This window comes from Mucilaginibacter lappiensis, from assembly GCF_050433765.1.
GTDB lineage: Bacteria > Bacteroidota > Bacteroidia > Sphingobacteriales > Sphingobacteriaceae > Mucilaginibacter > Mucilaginibacter lappiensis_A.
This window is the reverse complement of record NZ_JBNPWP010000014.1, coordinates 43,678-63,684: the sequence shown is the minus strand read 5'-3', so window position 1 is coordinate 63,684 and position 20,007 is coordinate 43,678. Positions and strand designations below refer to the sequence as shown.

Here is a 20,007-nt window from a genome sequence, read left to right as displayed (position 1 = left end):
TTGATCCTTTTAAAAATAATTTTCAAATATAAACAAAATGCTAATATTTTTAGTATTAGTTTTGTAGTCCATGATTTAAAGATGCCGGAAAGTAAAGCCCATATCATCAGCGAGCTGCGCAAAAACTTGTTGCAATGGGAAGGCTATAAGCCGCCGGTTACCGATGCGCAGTCGGTGGTCGGTCTGGGCCCGTTGGAAGCGGCTTTCCCCAATGGAGTGTTCCCGGTGGCGGCGGTACACGAACTGGTTTGCGGTTCCAGTGAACAGGCGGCGGCCGGCGGCGGTTGGGTGACAGGTATCCTGTCGGCGCTGTTGCAGCAGGGTGGTATCTGTGTCTGGATCGGGCGGGCGCGGCGTTTGTTCGCGCCGGCGCTGGCGGCTTTCGGGGTGGCGCCGCATCAGGTGATCTTTATCAGTTTGGCGAAAGACAAGGACGCGCTTTGGGTGATGGAAGAGGCGTTGAAATGTACCGGGCTGAAAGCGGTTGTTTGCGAGGTGCGGGAACTCAATTTCAAGCAATCCCAGCGACTTGCTTTAGCGGTGGAGCAAAGCCGGGTAACGGGTTTTGTGCTGCGGAACGCTTCCGGTAAATTGAGTTCAACGGCCTGCGCGGCGCGCTGGCGGGTGAAATCCTTACCGAGCGCGGATTTAGGGGGCTTGCCGGGTTTGGGTTTCCTGCGCTGGCAGGTGGAATTGTTAAAAGTACGTAACGGGCAGCCGGGTCAATGGGTGCTGGAATGGCAGGACGGGCGTTTTGTGCCGGTCGAACAGGTTTTGATATTGGAAGAAAGGCAGGTAGGGTGAGCGATGCAAAAGCGTTTTATGGCGATCTGGTTCCGGCATTTGCTGACGGACGGGCTGGCGTTCCGCCGGCAGGAACTGCGGGCGCTGCCTTTTGTACTGGCCGCGCCGGTCAAGAACCGGGTGGTGATTACGGCAGCCAGCGCTTTAGCGGAACAGCAGGGCGCTTTTACGGGTATGGCGGTGGCCGATGCGCGGGCGGCGGTGCCGGAACTGGTGGTGGTCGATGCTACGCCGGGTAAAGCGGCGCAATTACTGGGGCTGCTGGGTTTGGGCTGTATCCGTTACAGCCCCATTGTGGCAGTCGACCTGCCGGACGGCTTGCTGTTAGATATATCAGGCTGCGCCCATCTCTGGGGCGGCGAACGGGATTATCTCAAAGAAATCGTTTTGAAATTAAGGGCGGCGGGCTTTGATGCGCGGGCGGCGATAGCCGATACGCCGGGTGCGGCCTGGGCGGTATCGCGGTTTGCGCGGGTGTCACCTATCGTTCCTATTGGCGGGCAAACGCCGGTACTGGCGGGATTACCGCCGGCGGCTCTGCGGCTGGACGTTGGGGTGTTGGAACTGCTGCAAAAGCTGGGTTTCCGCACCATCGGGCCCATGCTGACGATGCCTTCGCCTACTTTGCGGCGGCGGTTTGGCAAGGAGTTGTTGATCCGTATCGACCAGGCGCTGGGACGGGCGGAGGAGGTGTTGGTGCTTATCGTGCCGCCGGTCCCCTATGTGGAGCGGCTGCCCTGCCTGGAGCCGATCAAAACGGCGGTGGGGATCGGGATCGCTATTGAAAAATTATTAACGGAATTGTGTCTCCGGCTACAGGCCGAGGGCAAAGGGCTGCGTAAAGCGGTGCTGAAATGTGTGCGGGTGGACGGGCGCACGGTGCAGGCTGGCATTACGACCAACCGGGGTTCGCATAGTGTTTCACATTTGCTAAAACTGTTTGGTTTGCAGGTCGCGAAGATCGAACCGGCTTTGGGCATTGAATTGTTCGTACTGGAAGCGCCGAAAGTAGAGGACATGGAAACGGTGCAGGAGCAGTTGTGGGTGGTTGACCGCGGGCTGGCGGATACGGCGCTGGCGGAGTTGCTCGACCGCGTGGCAGGCAGGGTTGGTGCAGAAGCCATCCGGCGCTATCTGCCGGCGGAGCATTACTGGCCGGAACGTTCGGTGAAAGTGGCGGCTTCGCTGACGGAAGAACCGGCCGCCGCCTGGCCGGTAGCTTTACGCCCGATGCGTTTGTTAACCGAGCCTGAACCCATCGAAGTCATGGCGCTGGTGCCGGATAATCCCCCGAAAACATTTACTTATAAGGATAAACGACATCGTATTATCAAAGCCGACGGGCCGGAACGCATCGGGCGGGAATGGTGGCAGGACAGCGGCGAGCACCGGGATTATTATGTGGTGGAGGACAGCGAGGGGCAGCGTTACTGGGTGTTCCGTTCGGGGCATTATGACGGCGGCGACGCGCGCTGGTATTTACACGGGTATTTTGCCTGATCAGTTTAGAGTTTGAAAATGAAAAATGTGAATTTAGTGGCAGTTGTATTGACGTAATGAAACCAGGACAACAAGTGCAATGTGTATTTTAAGATTGTTTAAAAAAAAGTTAAAAGTGGTGACTATAAACTAATTAGAAACATTTTAATAAAAAACTTTAGGTACATTTATATCCGACCCGTAAAATATACGTATATCCTTCAGTTAGCTGCAAAACTTGGTGAAATGAAATATCTTACAGTTTTATTGCTCTTAACATTTGTCTTTGTCAATGATATTTTTTCACAAGGAATTGAAAAAATATCTATTGAACTAAATTCAATGATGCCAGATGGTGACGGAAGCCTAAAGATAAATTCGACAGAAGAAATTGGTTATATTCAACGAATCGAAGCCATTAATACGCTTAAATACGTTGAACCTGATAATTTTTATTTTTCCGTTAAGCCTTTATTGAAACTAAGTCAATTTGGAACAGCCAAAATCCGTGAGAACGCAATTTCAGTGCTGAAAAATGCAAAGCCTTCAGAAAAAGATATAACTGAGGGTGTAAATGTTTTAAGTGCAACACATGACCACGGACTAGAAAGCAATGCATTATCATACCTTTTGATTATGAATTGGAATATGAATAACAAAGAATATTTCGGGCTTTTCAGTAATTCTACAAGGCACAAGTTGCTTGGGAAATTAAAATTGATTTCAAGTGAAAACCGACCACAGCCCGATTATTCTTGGGCACCAAACACCGGAAGAAGAGCTAATGATCCAATTCCACCTGAAGAGGCCACTATGCCGACCTTATTAAACATTTTGAACAAACTTGGAATATCTGTTCCGAATTATGACTACCACTATATACTTTTAGAAATTTTTGTCACTCAAGAAGTTTTTATGAAAGGAGAGACTGAATTTACAAAATTTACCATATTGAAATTTATAGCTGAACAGTTTATAGCACATGAAAATTCCGGGGATCTTCAACTTCGTTATCTTTTCAATACTTTTAAATTTTCAGATTCTGACCTAAATGAAATCGTAAATACTATTGATAAAAACAATACAAGTTATGATGGTCTTTTTGAAAGAATAATTATTCAATTATTGACGAGAACTAACGCTACTAGCTTCAACAGTAGTACACATTTGAATATTACTCAGATATTTGCAGACAACGTAAGTGTTTGGCAAACTATAACTTTAAACAATGAATTAAAGGATAAATTGTCCCGAACGTTATATGCACTTTTGTACAATGTAATGGTTTTAGAACCAAGTAAACCATGCGTGCGTCCCTTTATATCTTACATAGAATATTTTGCAGAGGCACAGTACATCGCGGCTTTTTGCAGACATATCTTTTTTAATAAATCAAAAGGACTTTCTACTTTTTTTAGAAGCCGAACTTTGTGCTATCCAAGGGCTCCTGAATATGGCTTGTTTATGCTTAATTTAGCAAATGATTTGGAAAAATTACCGAACTAATTCTGCAGCTAACAACAGTATTGCCAATAGTCTAAGTGGACGTGCGGGCAATTGGCAGCATATCGTTCATAAGCCATAAACTTAGCATACCGGAGATTGGCGTTGGATCGGGTAGCATATCGAAGATGCTTTTATTAAAGCAACATCTTGATCCATAATGATCGATTCAGTATGTTAACGATCCGTTTGGAAACAGCCAACGCAAACCGTAAAAAAGCACGAAAATTTCTGTTAAAGAATATTATTCTTTCTTTCATTCTGGGCGTCTCCATACATCTTAGGCCAATCTATAATAAAATGCATGCTATCGTAATGACCAGGCGGTTTTCCGTATGCTGCGATTACCTCGGCGTATAAAGCTGCTCCAATTGTTGTCTTTTCTTGGCTGAGTGGGTGCGTGTAGTCCGAGTTTTGTTGATATTGGAATACTGGTAAAATCTCGCCCATCCCGAAGTAAATGTTACTATATTGGCTTGGTTGAAAATAATCGTCAATATTGAGATCCAGGGTTGTGGTTAAATTATGTTTCGCCAATGCCTCGATGAAAAACGGCTTAAGAAAAGAATTATATAACTTATCTAGCTTATCAAATATCAGCAGATCATGATTGCCAATAGAAATTTCTGGCATAATATCTAAACCGTTAATTACGTATCTCAACCCACAGCAAATCTCAATAAATATCACCAGTGCCTGAAAAACATCAACTTGGTTGTTGAAATATGGACGGGAAGAAAAGTTAGTTTTGTGAAAAACAATGTCGTCACCCACATTTCGGTCATGGAAAATTTCGTTTCTGAATTGAAGAAATTCATTAACCCGCGCGATCACACCTGATTTTCGCAAAACCTCACCTTCAACAGGAAAAGTATCCAATAGGAAGCCTAGACGTCGGGCAATTGACTTACCGCTCCAATCTTTTGTGAAATCCTGGCTATTCCGCAAACAAACTATTTTGCCAATACAGTTGACAAAGGATTCTAAAGCTAAAAACCAAAGCGCAATAGATACGTTGGAACGTCGGCCGTTATTGACAAAGGTTGACTGTTGCTCTAAATCTTTAATGTCTTCCATTGTGCTATAGAAAGCATGGATTGCATAAAGAGTGTAGGACATTTCAATGGCCTTTTCAGGACCATATCGCTGTAAGGACAGGTATGGTATCAAATATTTATTTGTGCGAAAACCCTCCAGATTTCTTAAGTTGACTTTTTGTTTCATAAAATACTAATAGCTAACTCCAGATTTTTATCTAAATCTAATTGTTTAATTGCGAGTATTAATAAGTTATGTAACGTCAATCTTCCGCAGTATAACCAAATCATGTGCTCTTCTATGTTATCATATCAGAGCTTATAAATATGTTCAAAGATCACATTATAGTACGCATACTATTTGCGTAGCTAAAAATATTCTGCCGAACTTGCTGAAGTTAGAAATTAACGACCCCTATCTTTGAAACGTTAATATCACTTATTTAATACTAAAAATATTAGTATTTTTGTAATGCATTTTTGGATATGGAGTACGCAGAATTACAGGTTACTTCTAATTTCAGCTTTCTCCGCGGGGGCTCGCACCCACATGAACTGGCGGAGCAGGCGGCGGCTTTGGGCTATTCGGCTATTGCTATTACGGACAGGAACTCCCTGGCGGGGATCGTGCGGGCGCATATGGCAGCTAAGGCTGCGGGTATCCGTTTTATAACTGCCTGCCGGCTGGACTTGGTTGATGGGGCAAGTTTGCTGGCCTATCCAACGGATATTGCTACTTATGGCCGTTTATCAGCGCTACTAACTTTGGGCAATTTGCGGACGGAAAAGGGCAAATGCGAATTGTACAAGGCGGATGTTTACGCGCATAGCGAAGGGATTTTATTTGTTGCGGTGCCGCCGGATAAGCTGAACAGTCGCTTTGAACTGGATGCCGGTTTTTTGGGTGATTTGTCGGAATACCGGCGGGCTTTCGGGCGTTCGCTTTATTTGGCGGCCTCTTTTAACTATCAGGGGCAGGATGCCAAGCGGCTGTTCCGGTTGGCGGAAACGGGTGTGCCGTTGGTAGCTACCGGGGATGTGCATTACCATATCGCAGAGCGGCGGGAATTGCAGGATGTATTGACTTGTATAAGGGAAAAGTGTACGATCCATACGGCAGGCTTTCACCTGCACCCCAATGCGGAGCGGTTTTTAAAGCCATTGGATGAAGTAGCACGGCTGTTCCGTGGGTATCCTGGTGCCTTAGCTAATGCGACTGTTATTGCCGATACCTGCCATTTTTCGCTGGATGAGCTGAAATACATGGAACCGAAGGAATTGCTGGAGGACGGCTTGACGCGGCAGCAGCGTTTGGTGAAACTGACCTGGGAACGGGCGAAAGCCTGTCTGGGCGACCCGGTACCGGAAAAGCACCGTCAGCAGATCGAATTTGAGCTGGCTTTCATCGAACGGCGCAACCTGGCCTGGTATTTTTTGCGGGTGTATAAAAAAACGCAAAAGGCGGAGGACTTGGGTATCCTGCACCAGGGGCGCGGTTCGGCAGCGAACTCAACGGTTTGTTTTTGTTTGGGCATTACGGCGGTGAACCCGGCCAAATCCAGGTTATTGTTTTCGCGTTTTATGTCAGAGGCGCGGGACGAATGGCCGGATATCGACGTGGATTACGAGCATGAGCGGCGGGAAGAGATCATCCAGTTCATTTATGAGGATTACGGGCGTGACCGGGCGGGAATTGTAGCGACGGTGACGCAGGAACGGCATAAGGGCGCGATCCGGGACGTAGGTAAAGCGATGGGGCTTTCGGAAGATACGATCAAACGGATCGGCGCGACCATTTGGGATTTTTGGGAAGAAGGTTTTGATGAGAAACGATTGCGCGACCAGGGGTTGAACCCTAAAGACCCGCTGATCCTGAAGGTGTTGCAGCTAACCTGCGAACTGATGGGTTTCCCGCGGCAGTTGGGCCAGCACACAGGCGGGTTCGTGATCACGGAAGGTAAACTATCCGACTTCTGCCCGGTGCTGAATGCGCGGATGGAAAACCGGACGCAGGTGGAATGGAACAAGGATGACCTGGAAGATTTGGGCATCCTGAAAATCGATGTGCTGGGTTTGGGGATGCTGACCATGATCCGTAAGGCTTTTGATCTGGTGTTAGCGCATTACGGTATCCAGCTGACTTTAGCCAATGTGCCGCAGGATGATCCGCTGGTTTATGATATGATCTGTAAAGCCGACACCATCGGGGTGTTCCAGATCGAGAGCCGGGCGCAAATGTCCATGCTGCCGCGTTTAAAGCCCCGCTGTTTTTACGACCTTGTGATCGAAGTGGCGATTGTACGGCCTGGGCCCATCCAGGGGGATATGGTGCACCCTTATTTGCGGCGGCGTAATGGCGAGGAACCGGTGGTTTACCCGTCCAAAGAACTGGAGGAGATATTAGGCCGGACATTAGGGGTTCCGCTTTTTCAGGAGCAGGCGATGGAGATCGCGATTGTGGCAGCTGGTTTTACCCCGGCGGAAGCCGACCAGTTACGGCGGAGCATGGCCTCCTTTAAGGCGAACGGTAAGCTGCACCTGTACGAAAAGAAAATGGTGGAGGGGATGGTAGCCCGTGGTTACGGGGAAGACTTTTCGCGGCGGGTGTTCAAGCAGTTGCAGGGTTTCGAAGGTTATGGTTTCCCGGAGAGCCATGCGGCTTCGTTTGCCTTATTGGTTTATATTTCTTCCTGGCTGAAATGTCATTACCCGGATGTGTTTTGCGCGGCGCTGTTAAACAGCCAGCCAATGGGTTTTTACCAGCCGGCGCAGATCGTGCGGGATGCACGCGAACACGGGGTACAGGTATTGCCGGTGGATGTAAACTATTCGGAATGGGACAATACGCTGGAACAAAAAGGCGGGAAGTTTTATACCGTGCGTTTAGGTTTCCGCCAGGTCAAAGGCTTAAGGGAGGACGATATGGTGCAGTTAGTAGCTATGCGGGAGGACGGTTACCGGCATATTGACCAACTAAGGGCGACGGGGGTGCCGGAAGCGGCGCTGGAAAAACTGGCGGACGCGGATGCGTTCCGTTCTTTGGGTACCGACCGGCGAATGGCTTTGTGGGAGGTTTCGGCTTTGGCGGATAGGCCTGTCGGGCTTTTTGACGGGCAATTATCGGAAACGGTTTTAGAGTTGCCGGTGGAATTGCCGGCAATGACGCGCGGCGAGCATGTGGTGCAGGATTATATTTCCACGGGGCTTTCGCTGAAAGACCATCCGATTGGCTTGGTCCGTCCACAATTGACGCGGTTGCGCAATGTGCGGGTGAACGAGTTGTTGTATAAAAAAGATGGCGATATGGTCTGCATTGCGGGTTTGATCACGGTGCGGCAACGGCCTGGAACGGCCAAAGGCGTATTGTTCATGACATTAGAGGATGAAACGGGTTCGGCTAACCTGGTGGTCTGGCAATCGCTCTTTGATAAATACCGCAAGGAAATCGTGCAGTCACGGTTGCTGATGGTGGCGGGAAAATTGCAAATTGCCAATGGGGTAACGCATTTGGTGGTCTATCGCTGCTTTAACCTGACGACCTTGCTGCGGAGTTTGACGGAAACGCCGGTTGATATGCCACAGACACTGGCGCGGGGCGATGAAACAACCAAACCGCTCAATTATGACGGGCGTTCCACTTCACCGGCAATATCGGCCGAGGGGGCGTTTCATAAAGGGCGGAATTTTCATTGAGCATCATTATTGCCGTAGAAATGGAACAACTGGACAGACAGGTGATATAATACTTTAACTTATTGTTATCGCAGCACCGGTATATTAATATAGCTATCATTAAACCACTTTATTGCTAAAGGCGTTTTGGCGTCTTTTATGCTTTCATCGCTCACATTTTTACCGGTGCCGTAATTGATCTGCTCAAAAGGGCTTTTGTTAATGTTAAGCACTATTACAATTTTACTGCCTTTGCCTAAGCGCCTGCTGGTGATATAGGTATTGCTGAAAGGGATGCTTTCCATTTGCCCGGGCGTAAGCAGGCTGCGTTTCTCGGTACTCGTTGCATAGCTGGCCCTGCCCATAAAATACGACAGGAAAAAATATTTCTCATCGGGCATCTGCTCAAACAGTAATACATGGTAATCCATATCTTTTTTATTGATGATGGTTTTCAGCAGACCTGAGAAAGCCCCGCTGATGGTTAATGGATTGGTTAATGGTGCGCTGGTGAAAACCATTCCGCTGGTATTCAGACTATCGTAAATGATTTGGTTTTCGTAATAATAACTGCTCAAACCATCACGGTTGGCAAAGTCTATCTTTTGTGACAGCGCAGCCTTTCTTAGTGGCTTAAGCGGGGAAAGGTGGGGACTATCGAGATAGAATTTCAGGGTATCGGTACTCATTTGTTTTAGCGAAGGTATGTGCCGCCACTCATTGTCCCCCATCACCTCAAAGTTAAACCTGTTTTGCAGTATCGCCGGTTTCGGCCTGTTTTTAAACACATAGTCAAACCATTGGTAGATAACCTCATGGATATTGATCCGTGCAACACTGTCAATTCGATAGCCGTTATAAACCGAATCGGGGTACCCCTGTGATCCAAAGTGGCCGTAAGGGCCTATCAGCACGTACTGATCTGCTTTGGGGTTATGCTTCATCAGTTCGCGGTAATAGTACATTCCGCCTATCTGACCGCCATCGTAGTAGCCTGTGGTCGTGAGAACCGGAATATTGATATTGGCGAACTCCTTTTTATAGGGGATCATATCCTGCCAGTATTTATCGTAGGTGGGGTGCGCTACCCAACGCTGAAACATGGCGTTAGCGCCCCGGCCGGTTAAACTGTCGAGCGAGCGGTAAGCATAGCCCTCGTTGTACCATTTCCAGTATAGGTCGCCCCATTGCGGGCTACCGTAATCTTTTTGGTCGAGGAATTTATTGTTGCCGGTATAATACGTCCAGGGGAACGCAAAGCTCATTTGCACGTTGTTGGTCATAGGTACATCCAGCCCAGGCGCCACCGCGGCCGATGGCACAATGGTTTTAAGCGCCGGGTGCAGTTTTTTGGTTGCTGCCCATTGGGTAAAGCCGTTGTAACTGCCGCCGTACACGCGGTAATATTATCAATCAGACCAATAGCAAAAATTACGCTTTTGGCTATTTCAGACTGGCAGAAGTAGACACTAAAAGCTATACGATTAAGTAATTAAATTTTGTGCGTGAGGAAAAAAACGGAATTATTCTCTCCATCAAACCGGTACTACAGCACCAAAATATTATTTGCAATATGACGTGGCCGGCAAAGTGACCGGGATATGCAGTGATGCAGCGATGACTGTACCGATAGCAACTTATACCTACGATGAGGCCGGTAATCGTATTAAAATGGTCAATGCGATAGGGACCACTTATTATGTCTACGATCCATCGGGTAATGTGCTGGCTATTTATACCGCGACCACGGCACTTCCAACGCCGTTGCTTGCCGAGTTGCCGGTAAGCTGGCTGACGCTGACGAAATTATTTGGGCAGTACTCCCGGCTTGATTTTGAGCAGCTTTAGTAAGAACGACATTACGCCCATTGCTTAATATTTATTTACACAATCTATATCTTTTTAAAGATAATTATTACATCATCGTGCTGCCAAACTGTATTACAATTTCCCGTTCCAATGGCATCCTTTTCGGGCCGGGCTCGCTATATCTGCTTCGCAGGATTCCGTTGCTATCCCATGATGGTGAAAAAAGAACTACAACATCAAACAAATATTGAACATAGAAAACATTAATTTCATCCAACTCCATGGAATATGCTAATAGCGGACATGGAGACGTTCGCTTTCGGTACAGGTAACTGATGCTGTTAAATGGTAATTTCCTATATATCAATTGGTTAAAAATTTGGAACAACGTTTGGGCTACATATAGTACTTGAATTCATATATATTTCATATCGACATTTATGACCTGGCCTTTCTGGGGCTTATTTTTATCGGGTTTACTTTTGCGCTGCAATTAGGATTCGCTAAAAAAGCAGACCGGGCTGTAAACCGGTTTTTAAGTTCGGCCTTGGGTCTGGCCTTGTTGGGGTTGGTATGGGTACTCTTAAGGGACGCAGGTCTGGATTATTATTTCCCCCGCTGGAACTGGTTACCTTTAAACTTTTCACTGGCGATCGGCCCGTTGATATTTTTTTATGTCTTAAAAATTACCCGTCCGCAATATCAATTCCGCTTGAAGGATCTGTTGCATTTCGGCCCTGCACTACTGGAATTGGGTGCCCTGATATTACAGATCAATGAAAGCAGGAACACCGGAAAACCAACCTACGATACGCTGATCTTTCAGCAATGGAATCCATTACTTCAAATACTGGTATTTTTTTCGGTTACCATTTACTTGTACTTGTGCCGGAAACTGATCGAAAGCCATTATCATCGGATGGAATTTATAGCGGGTGACCGCTTTCGGCATGAATTCCAATGGCTGGATCGCTTGCTGAAATATTTTGTTCTGATATGGTTGCTATGGATACCTTTTACCGCAGTGGATTATTTTTATTACCATAATCATTTGGGTGCACGCTCCTTTTACCCGTTGTATCTCCTAAACGCAGTCATTTTCATCAGGATTACGATCATGATTTATTTGAGGCCGGAAGTTAGCAGGCTGGTGGAAAGGGCTCCACTTCAGCATGGATTGATTCCGGCTGAACTGAAGCACAGAAGCGCCTGGTTGAAAAATATGATGAAAGCCAACCTTTATTACGAGGACCCTGAGCTGAGCTTAAGTTCTTTAGCCGACAAACTTAAACTGCATCCGCATGAACTTTCGCGGATCATCAATACAGCCCTTAAAAAAAACTTTAATGACTTTATCAACGAATACCGGGTTCAGGCAGCGGTCCGAAAAATGCAGGACCCCGCACTTAATCATTTAACACTTCTGGGAATCGCGTATGACTCGGGATTTAATTCACAAAGCACTTTTACCCGGATTTTTAAGCAGGTGACTGGTAAAAGCCCGATGGAATATAAAAATGGGCTGAAAAAAGAGTGCCCAACTTATCATTTGGGCAGTCGCGACCGGTTTGCGCCGTTAATTTTGAAGCATGAACCTCCTACCAAGTGGTCTCATGACAAAGTAAAGCGCAACCATATGTTTAAAAATTATTTCAAAATCGCCTGGCGCAACCTGATGCGCAATAAAAGCTATGCTACGATCAATATTACCGGCCTGGCCATAGGTATCGCCGCCTGCCTGCTCATATTCCTGGTGGTTCAGTTTGAAACAAGCTTTGACAGCTACCATACTAATAAAGACGGGATATATCGTATTGTGACGGTAAACAGCGGCCCGGATGGAACGCATGCCGGTGGCGGGACACCATTACCACTCACCGATGGGTTGAAGCTTGATTTCCCACAAATAAAGCAGTTCGCCAATATCATGAAAAATGACGGATCACACTACGCTGTGGGTGAGGGGCGCAATGGGGGGGCATTGAAGAAATTTAAAGAGGATCTGGCCTATTACGCCGATCCTGGATTCTTCCAGGTTTTTGATTTTAAGTGGCTGGCGGGAGATAAACATACCGCTTTGGCAGAACCCAACACCATGGTATTATCCCGCGATGAAGCTGATAAATTTTTTGGCGACTGGCATAGCGCGATGGGAAAAATAGTGCGATACGAAAACAAGCGCGATTTTAAAGTAACGGGGATCTTTGAGAATACCCCGGTCAATACTGATTTCCCTATGAAACTTGCGCTTTCCTGGGTCACACTTATCGAAAAAGGCGGAGATCTTGGCGGCAATGCACAGGATTGGATAAGTACTTTTGGCGACCGGAATTGCTATATCATTTTGCCTCCGCAGGTAAACGAAAAACAATTTAACACCGACCTTGCCGCGTTTGCAAAAAAGCATGTGCCCGCGCCGTACAATAAAGGTAGGATCTTTCAATTACAGGCGTTGAAAGAGATGCATTATAACACAGAAACAAGTTTGTACAGCGGGCACCCGTTCAGTAAGCAATTAATTAGTGTAATTAGTTTGATCGGTTTATTCCTGCTGATCATAGCCTGCGTTAACTTTATCAACCTGGCTACTGCTCAGGCTGTAAATCGTTCGAAAGAAGTAGGTATACGCAAAGTTCTGGGCAGCAACCGCTATCAATTGGTGCTGCAATTTATCAGCGAAACTTTGATTATTACCTTTTTTGCGCTTGTACTCGCTGCTGTGATCTCCATGGTGGCTTTACCGATGTTGAATAACCTGCTCGAGATACAGCTGAGCGGAAATTTCCTGGCTGATCCAATGGTGCTCTTGTTTTTAGCGGGAGTGCTCATTGGTGTAACCTTTTTGGCCGGGTTTTATCCGGCGCTTGTGCTATCTGGATTTAACCCGATAGCGGCATTGAGGAATAAGATCAACGCCGGACGCACGAGCGGGGTATCATTGCGCAGGGTATTGGTGGTTGCACAGTTCTGCATAGCGCAGTTTTTGGTGATCGGCACGCTGGTATTGGTCTACCAGATGAATTATTTTAGAAGCAAATCACTCGGGTTTAATAAAGAGGCTGTGATTACTGTTCCTTTTCCCGGGGATAGCACTAGCAGAACAAGGGTGAACGCATTGAAAGATCAGCTTTTAAAGCAAACGGGAATAAAAGACGTAAGCGTTAGCCTGTACGGTCCGTCGGATAACGGCGGCTGGTTCAGTGATTTTAAATTCAATAATTCGCCCAAACAGGTCGACTTTGCCGCCTGCCTGAAATGGGCCGACGCTGACTATTTCAGCTTATACGATATTCAATTTTTAGCCGGTGGTCCATATAAGAAAACGGATACCGTATCAGGTTATGTTGTTAATGAAACGCTGATACATAAGCTTGGTATTACCGACCCCAGGCGAGCCATAGGCAAATACATTATGCTTTGGGATGACAAGAAATTAAACGCCCGGATTACGGGTGTGGTAAAAGACTACAATGTGGCCTCACTTCGTAATGCGATCCCGCCTGTATTGATGGGCCCCTGGAAGGGGCAGTATGCAAAGTTGAATATCAAAATCGAGCCCCGGAACGTGAAGCAAACCCTTGCAAATATTGAAAACCTATGGAATAAAACTTTCCCGGAAGGTATCTATGAGTATCAATTCCTTGATAAGACAATCGCCAATTTTTACAGGAACGAAGACAAACTGTCCACGCTTTATAAAATTTTTGCCGGTATAGCGATATTCATTTCGTGCCTTGGCCTATATGGTCTTGTATCGTTCATGGCTTTACAACGCACTAAAGAAGTAGGCATACGTAAAACATTAGGAGCCTCTGTAGGGCATATTGTGTACCTTTTTTCCAAAGAATTTACAGTACTTATCGTCATCGCATTCGCCATATCAGCCCCGATCGGCTACTACTTCATGCATCAATGGCTACAGGACTTCACCTATAGGATTACCATTGGCCCGGACATATTTATGGTAGCGATTTTGCTATCCATAGTCATTGCCTGGACGAGCGTAGGCTACAAAGCTGTTAAAGCGGCACTGGCTAACCCGGTAAAGAGTTTGAGAAGCGAATAAAATATCTATACGGCATGCCAATCAACTGTTGGATATTCTTTGCGGGCGGGACAGATTTCGTAGTGAGCGCATTAACAACGATTGATTTCAAAGCATTAGGCGCATCCCGTGATAATCTGTTAAAAGCTTAAAAAGTGACTAAAAGTCGTTTGAAAATTCTCTTTACCGCATACCTTAACAATCAAATTGCGCGCCGGGATTTCATGGAATTAATGGCTTACATAGCTCAACCTTCATCGGATGACGAATTGTCCGAATTAATGTTGGCGGAATGGAGAAAAATTGACGACCCGGAAGTTTTTGATGAGCTCAGATAAACTCGGATAAATTATTTCTGGTTTCATGACCATTTTTTCACCTGAAGCTGGAATTGTATCCGGTATTATTTTACAATGTTACTTAGCTTCTGATTTTATTAAAAAAATGGAATTGCCCGCTGAATTAGCAAAGGTTAAACCCGAGGGTACTCTTGTATTAAACATAAACGCCCGCCGTTCGATATTCCACGAAATACCAATTGGTTACAATAGAGCTAAGGCGCTTATCCGGCCGCATTACACTTAATACCACTCCATTATCCCGAACGGCATATCTATCGCCTTTGTATAAGCAAACTAATTCTCGATTAAAATCATGTTTCTGTGGGATTATTCATTTAGGCGATAGTGCTTGACCTGGTTTCCTATTTTGATATTTTTACAGTGAAACGTTAACTGTAAAAATGAATCCTTTCTTCCTTGCCCTAAAAGCAAAAAACCTAACCGTAGAGATCCACCATCATTCGGCCTATCAGATCGTCTTATCGAACGACACACCCTTTAATTCGACCATCAGCGGAACGCTGTACGAACGGATCCACGGTTTCTTAATAAAACCGCATGTGCCACATTTTTGCGCGGCCGAAAAAGGAACGCTGAATGTTTTAAATATAGAGCCTTATTCGAATATCGGTTTAGAGCTGGCCTCCAGATTTGCAGCAAATGAGGAATATGTTGTCTTTGATTCACCATCCGAAACCAATGCTTTTTTTCAGACGCCCAAAGACAGTTTAGCTATCAGCCAAATAGTTGATGCTTTGCTCGCTAAATTACCGGCTACAGCCTATGATGAAAGAGTTGCCAAAATAGCAGACTATATCAAATCCAACTATTGCAAACAAAACATCACACCGCAAACATTTGCCGATATCGTTTTTCTTTCGCCCTCGCGTTTAGCTTCACTCTTTAAACAACAAACCGGCAGTAGCCTATCCAAGTATTTATTATGGACCAGGTTGCGCCAGGCAATCTATCTTACGCTTTCTGACAAAGACAGAAGCCTTACCGAGATCGCCTACGACACAGGCTTTTATGACTTGCCCCAATTTAATAAGTACATGTATGAGATGTTCGGCATGCCTCCTAAAGCCTTAAAATTCAACAGTGACCTGATCGAGATCTATTAGGCTATGAACCAGCCTTGCAGCTTTTAACGGCTGTTAATCAAGATATAAATGAAGCGCTTTAATTTTTCCATTTTCTACGATGGCCACGTCCATTCCACTCGCAACAGGTTGCTCACCTGAAATGCCAAGTGTCCAGGAAGCTATTTGAACATCATGGTTGGTCTGACTTGGTTTGCTCAACTGAAAAGAAAATTCCGTTGCCCATTCAGATTGCAAACCCGTTATGAGGTTATTGATTGCTTCATAGCCAATAATTGCATTGCCTGAATCACTTTCAAAAAATTGGATGTCCTGGTGGTAAATCTGCTGCATTGCCTGAAGTCTTTCCACTGAATTTCGATTATTCCAGATAATTAGTAAACTATCTTCTAATAGTTGGGCCGGGTTTTTCATATGCTGATTTTTTCAGCTAAAGATAATTCTATAATCGAATACCGCAAATTTCATAAGGGGGTATTATAACAGTGATTTGATACAAGTTTACTGATCAGCCTGTCCGCACCTTTGTGATATCATTTTAATCAATTAAAAATAATATCATGAAAGCAATAGTATATCAAAAGTTTGGACCTGCGGATGTGTTGCAAACTGTAGAACAAGAAAAACCTGCTATCAAAGCAGATCAGGTACTGGTCAAAGTAAAAGCATTTTCTATCAATCCAATGGATTGGAAAATTCGGAAAGGCGAAATGACCCTGATGTCCGGTTCAAAATTCCCAAAGCAGACCGGTACTGATTTCGCCGGTATGGTTGAAGAAACCGGATCTGCCGTCATTGGCATAAAAAAAGGCGATGAAGTTTTTGGGGTGGTAAAAAACATGATGAAAGAAGGCGTATCAGCAGAGTACGTTGCTGTAACAGCTTCACTTGTCTGGAAAAAGCCCGCTAACATCAGCTTCACCCAGGCTGCCGCTATACCTGTAGTCGGAACTGCTGCTGTTACCGCATTAGAAAAAATGGGCAACATCCGTTCGCAAACGAGCATTTTGGTAAACGGGGCTACCGGAGGCTTTGGTATGTTTTTACTGCAATTATTAAAACAACGCGGCGCTAACATAACCGCGGTGACCAGCAGCCAGGGAGCAGCCTATGCAAAAAAATGGGGCGCAAACTCCGTGAAAGATTACAAGAAGGAAAATGTGCTTACTCAGAAAACCACTTATGACTTTGTTGTCGACCTATCCGGCAAAATGGGTTACAAAAGTGCTAAACAGATCATGAAGTCTAAAGCCCTATTTTTAAATCCTACGCCAAAGCCAATTGACATTCCGCTATCGCTGTTAGGTAACTTATTTAGAAGTAAAAAGCATGTGGTCATCCTTTCCAACCCATCTGCCAAAAATACCGATGTTCTGCTAAGAGCCTTGAATAACGGGCTGGAGATCGAAGTCAACAAAGTATTTCCATTCGCGCAATACAAAGAAGCTTATGAATATGCGGAGCGTGGCGGTTATATGGGTAAAGTAGTTATAGCGATTGACTAAGATGCTGACCAAGATCGATCATACCATCAAGTATGGTAAGCAGCATGACGGCTTTGGCATCCAGATTTTGTATCCAGGGCTTATCCAGCCAGAATTACACGATACAGGCTTTTCCACCATAGGTAGAATAGACCATGCCCGGATAACATCAGGCACACTAATCCCCATGCACCCTCACGGGGATGACGAGATCCTTACCTATTTGAGAAGCGGCCAGGTTAGCCATTTGGACTCGGAAGGCCATACCTGTATCATCTCCAATCAAAATTTGATGTTGATGAATGCGGGTGCCAGCTTTTCTCACGAAGAGCGGGTGCTGGAGGAAGGCGGTGTTTTAACCGGGCTGCAAATATTCATCCGGCCGGAGACTGCAGGTCTACCACCCCAGGTTCAATTTTACGATTTGCCGGAAATTTACAGCGATAATAACTGGCGCAAAATAACGGGCAAAGGCGACGATTACCCGTGGCAGATCAGAAGCAATACCTGGGGAAAGTGTTTTGATCGAAAACGAAAATCCAAAAATCCGTGCAGCGGAAACCAGTGACATCATCTTATTCATTACTCAAACCGATGCGGTTCGTTTTGACGGCGGCATGTACAGCGGCAATCTGCACTGACGATCAGAATAGTGATTTGATACAGGTGTGCCGCAGATGATCAGCGCATCTTTGTATCGTAATCAAATAAAACAACATCAAATGACAACTCCTAAAAATCCAGAAATAACGGTGGTTGTGACCATCGATTCTCCCATTGATCAAGCTTTTAATTATATCGCCCCGATCAACCTAATGCACATCTTTCGCGGGAATGCGATGATTCCGGCGATCGTTGATACCAGTGTCAAAGCAGGCTGGAATAAAGCCGGGCTGCAGAGAACCGTTTATTTTGCAGATGGCTCAACCTCGCAGGAAAGCCTGCTCACTGTAAACGCCCCAACATCATTTTCTTACAAGAACGAGCATTTCACTTCGAAGGTTCTTTCGGCTCTCCTGAAACGACTGGAAGGCGAATGGCTGTTCACCGATCTGGGCAGCAACCAAACCAGGATCGAGTGGACTTACCGGGCGGTCCCTGCCAACTTTTTAGCCAGACTGATGGTGGAATTAGTGCTGATGAAAACGGTTCGAACTATGCTGACGGATGCCCTGGCAATCATTAAAAATGATCTGGAGAGCGGCCAACTGGAAAACGGAACCACCTGGAAGTAAAATAAGAACAGTGATTTGATACAAGTTTAAGGCTGTCAAACACAACATCTTTGCATAGTAATTAAACAACAACAATTAAATAATTCTACCATGAAAAAGAACATAGTCATACTCGGAGCTACCGGAACAGTAGGTAGTAAAATATCCGGGATCCTTTTAAACGAAGGGCATCAGGTAACCCTGATCGCCAGGCACATCGAGAAATTAGAAAAGCATCGCGCTTTGGGTGCTGAAATTATTGCAGGTGATATTACTGATATAGAAACGCTTACCAACGCCTTTAAAAACGCAGATAGCGCATTCATTCTGTTACCTGACAATGTGAAGGCAGAGAAAACCAGAGCCTACCAGCGAATGGTTACCGGCACGCTGATTAAAGCCATCGAGGACTCCGGCATCAAACACATTGTCAACATGAGCAGTCTTGGTTCTCATATGCACGAAGGCAACGGCATCATGGCGGGTACCGGCGAACAGGAAGTCAGGTTAAATCAGTTGAACGATGTAAATGTATTACATATCCGTTCTGCTTATTTTATGGAGAACTTCTTAAGGACAATAGCTTTAGTGAAGAACAAAGGCATCAATGGTACCGCGGCAGTTGGTGATCATGCCATACCAATGGTGGCTACTCAGGACGTGGCAAAGATAGCAGCCGGACATTTAGCCAGCCTCGACTTTAGTGGTAAAAGTGTTCACGCGGTGATGGGGCCAAGAGAGTATACCTACAGGGAGTTTACGACCTTGATAGGCAAAGCTATTGGCCAGCCTGAACTGCCTTATGTGCAGGTACCTGTCGGGCAGATCAAGCAAACATTTTTAAGCAACGGCTTTGCAGAAGACTTTGTAGATAACCTGCTTGAAATGGGAACGGCGATCAAAACTGGCTTTATGAATTATCAAAAAAGAGATGATTCGACAACCACTTCTACAACAGCCGAGGATTTTATCAACCAGGTTTATCTGCCTGCCTACAATTTATAAAACAATACATAATCAGTAACATAAAAAATTAAGATCATGAAATTATTGGGAAAAGCAACTTTAGGAAAACTAACCTTAAAGAACAGCATGGTGATGTCGGCTATGACCAGGAGCCGGGCTGACTTAAACGGTGTGGTAGGCGATATGACCGTTCAATACTATACCCAAAGAGCCGGTGCCGGGCTGATGTTTACCGAGGCCATCCGGATCAGTGAAGAAGCGACCGGCAGTCCGCTGACTCCGGGGATCTATACCCCCGAACAGATCGCTGCCTGGAAGAAAGTTACCCAAGCCGTTCATGCCCATGGTGGCCTGATCGTTGCCCAGCTTTGGCATACCGGTCGTGCAGGTCATTCTATTGACCGGAATGGCAAATTGCCTGCAAAATACCTTGATCATAAATGGCATATAGGGATGGATTAACTGGTACAAGTTATAAAACATCACCCTTAACAATTGTAACAATATGATTATACCAGGTGGAGAAACGAACAGTAAAAGATTTAACGAA

Annotated in this window: 15 protein-coding genes; 12 read left to right on the top strand and 3 right to left on the bottom strand. The window is 45.6% G+C overall.

Features of this window, described 5'->3' with window-relative positions:
* From M2273_RS28750 to M2273_RS28740, 3 genes are all read left to right on the top strand, one after another.
* Positions 1-804: an ImuA family protein gene (locus M2273_RS28750; RefSeq protein ID WP_429401510.1), complete on the top strand. Its 804-nt coding sequence runs from the start codon at positions 1-3 to the stop codon at positions 802-804.
* A gap of 3 nt (positions 805-807) precedes the next feature.
* Positions 808-2,304, top strand: a complete 1,497-nt coding sequence (locus M2273_RS28745; protein ID WP_429401509.1) for a Y-family DNA polymerase — start codon at positions 808-810, stop codon at positions 2,302-2,304.
* 225 nt (positions 2,305-2,529) lie between these two features.
* Positions 2,530-3,789, top strand: a complete 1,260-nt coding sequence (locus M2273_RS28740; protein WP_429401506.1) for a hypothetical protein — start codon at positions 2,530-2,532, stop codon at positions 3,787-3,789.
* A gap of 231 nt (positions 3,790-4,020) precedes the next feature.
* On the opposite strand, the gene M2273_RS28735 is transcribed toward M2273_RS28740, so the two are convergent.
* A complete protein-coding gene (locus M2273_RS28735) occupies positions 4,021-5,010 on the bottom strand; it encodes a hypothetical protein (RefSeq protein WP_429401504.1) in 990 nt (329 codons plus the stop codon).
* 299 nt (positions 5,011-5,309) lie between these two features.
* Between M2273_RS28735 and M2273_RS28730 the strand changes: the two genes are divergently transcribed.
* On the top strand, positions 5,310-8,516 hold the full coding sequence (locus tag M2273_RS28730; RefSeq protein ID WP_429401503.1) for an error-prone DNA polymerase: 3,207 nt from the start codon (positions 5,310-5,312) through the stop codon (positions 8,514-8,516).
* Between the two features lie 65 nt (positions 8,517-8,581).
* Here the strand turns inward: M2273_RS28730 and M2273_RS28725 are convergent, their stop codons facing one another.
* The gene (locus M2273_RS28725; RefSeq protein ID WP_429401501.1) at positions 8,582-9,892 is read right to left on the bottom strand and encodes a CocE/NonD family hydrolase; all 1,311 of its coding nucleotides are present in this window, start codon (positions 9,890-9,892) and stop codon (positions 8,582-8,584) included.
* A 220-nt stretch (positions 9,893-10,112) separates the two neighbouring features.
* Between M2273_RS28725 and M2273_RS28720 the strand changes: the two genes are divergently transcribed.
* From M2273_RS28720 to M2273_RS28710, 3 genes are all read left to right on the top strand, one after another.
* Entirely contained in the window at positions 10,113-10,343 is a 231-nt protein-coding gene (locus tag M2273_RS28720; RefSeq protein ID WP_429401499.1) for a hypothetical protein, read from the top strand.
* Between the two features lie 370 nt (positions 10,344-10,713).
* Positions 10,714-14,370: an ABC transporter permease gene (locus M2273_RS28715; protein WP_429401497.1), complete on the top strand. Its 3,657-nt coding sequence runs from the start codon at positions 10,714-10,716 to the stop codon at positions 14,368-14,370.
* A gap of 721 nt (positions 14,371-15,091) precedes the next feature.
* Entirely contained in the window at positions 15,092-15,814 is a 723-nt protein-coding gene (locus tag M2273_RS28710) for a helix-turn-helix domain-containing protein (RefSeq protein ID WP_429401495.1), read from the top strand.
* Between the two features lie 33 nt (positions 15,815-15,847).
* Here the strand turns inward: M2273_RS28710 and M2273_RS28705 are convergent, their stop codons facing one another.
* Entirely contained in the window at positions 15,848-16,207 is a 360-nt protein-coding gene (locus tag M2273_RS28705) for a hypothetical protein (protein WP_429401493.1), read from the bottom strand.
* Positions 16,208-16,353: 146 nt separating this feature from the next.
* On the opposite strand from M2273_RS28705, the gene M2273_RS28700 reads away from it, so the two are divergent.
* The 5 genes from M2273_RS28700 to M2273_RS28680 all read left to right on the top strand — a co-directional run bounded on the left by M2273_RS28700 (position 16,354) and on the right by M2273_RS28680 (position 19,919).
* A complete protein-coding gene (locus M2273_RS28700; RefSeq protein ID WP_429401491.1) occupies positions 16,354-17,298 on the top strand; it encodes an NADP-dependent oxidoreductase in 945 nt (314 codons plus the stop codon).
* A 1-nt stretch (position 17,299) separates the two neighbouring features.
* Positions 17,300-17,845 carry a pirin family protein gene (locus M2273_RS28695; protein WP_429401489.1) on the top strand — a complete coding sequence of 182 codons (546 nt, stop codon included), beginning with the start codon at positions 17,300-17,302 and terminating at the stop codon, positions 17,843-17,845.
* A gap of 109 nt (positions 17,846-17,954) precedes the next feature.
* Positions 17,955-18,512, top strand: coding sequence for an SRPBCC family protein (locus M2273_RS28690; RefSeq protein ID WP_429401487.1), 558 nt, complete (start codon positions 17,955-17,957; stop codon positions 18,510-18,512).
* A gap of 90 nt (positions 18,513-18,602) precedes the next feature.
* Positions 18,603-19,496, top strand: coding sequence for an NAD(P)H-binding protein (locus tag M2273_RS28685; protein ID WP_429401485.1), 894 nt, complete (start codon positions 18,603-18,605; stop codon positions 19,494-19,496).
* Positions 19,497-19,532: 36 nt separating this feature from the next.
* Positions 19,533-19,919, top strand: coding sequence for a hypothetical protein (locus M2273_RS28680; protein WP_429401483.1), 387 nt, complete (start codon positions 19,533-19,535; stop codon positions 19,917-19,919).
* Positions 19,920-20,007: the final 88 nt, after the last annotated feature.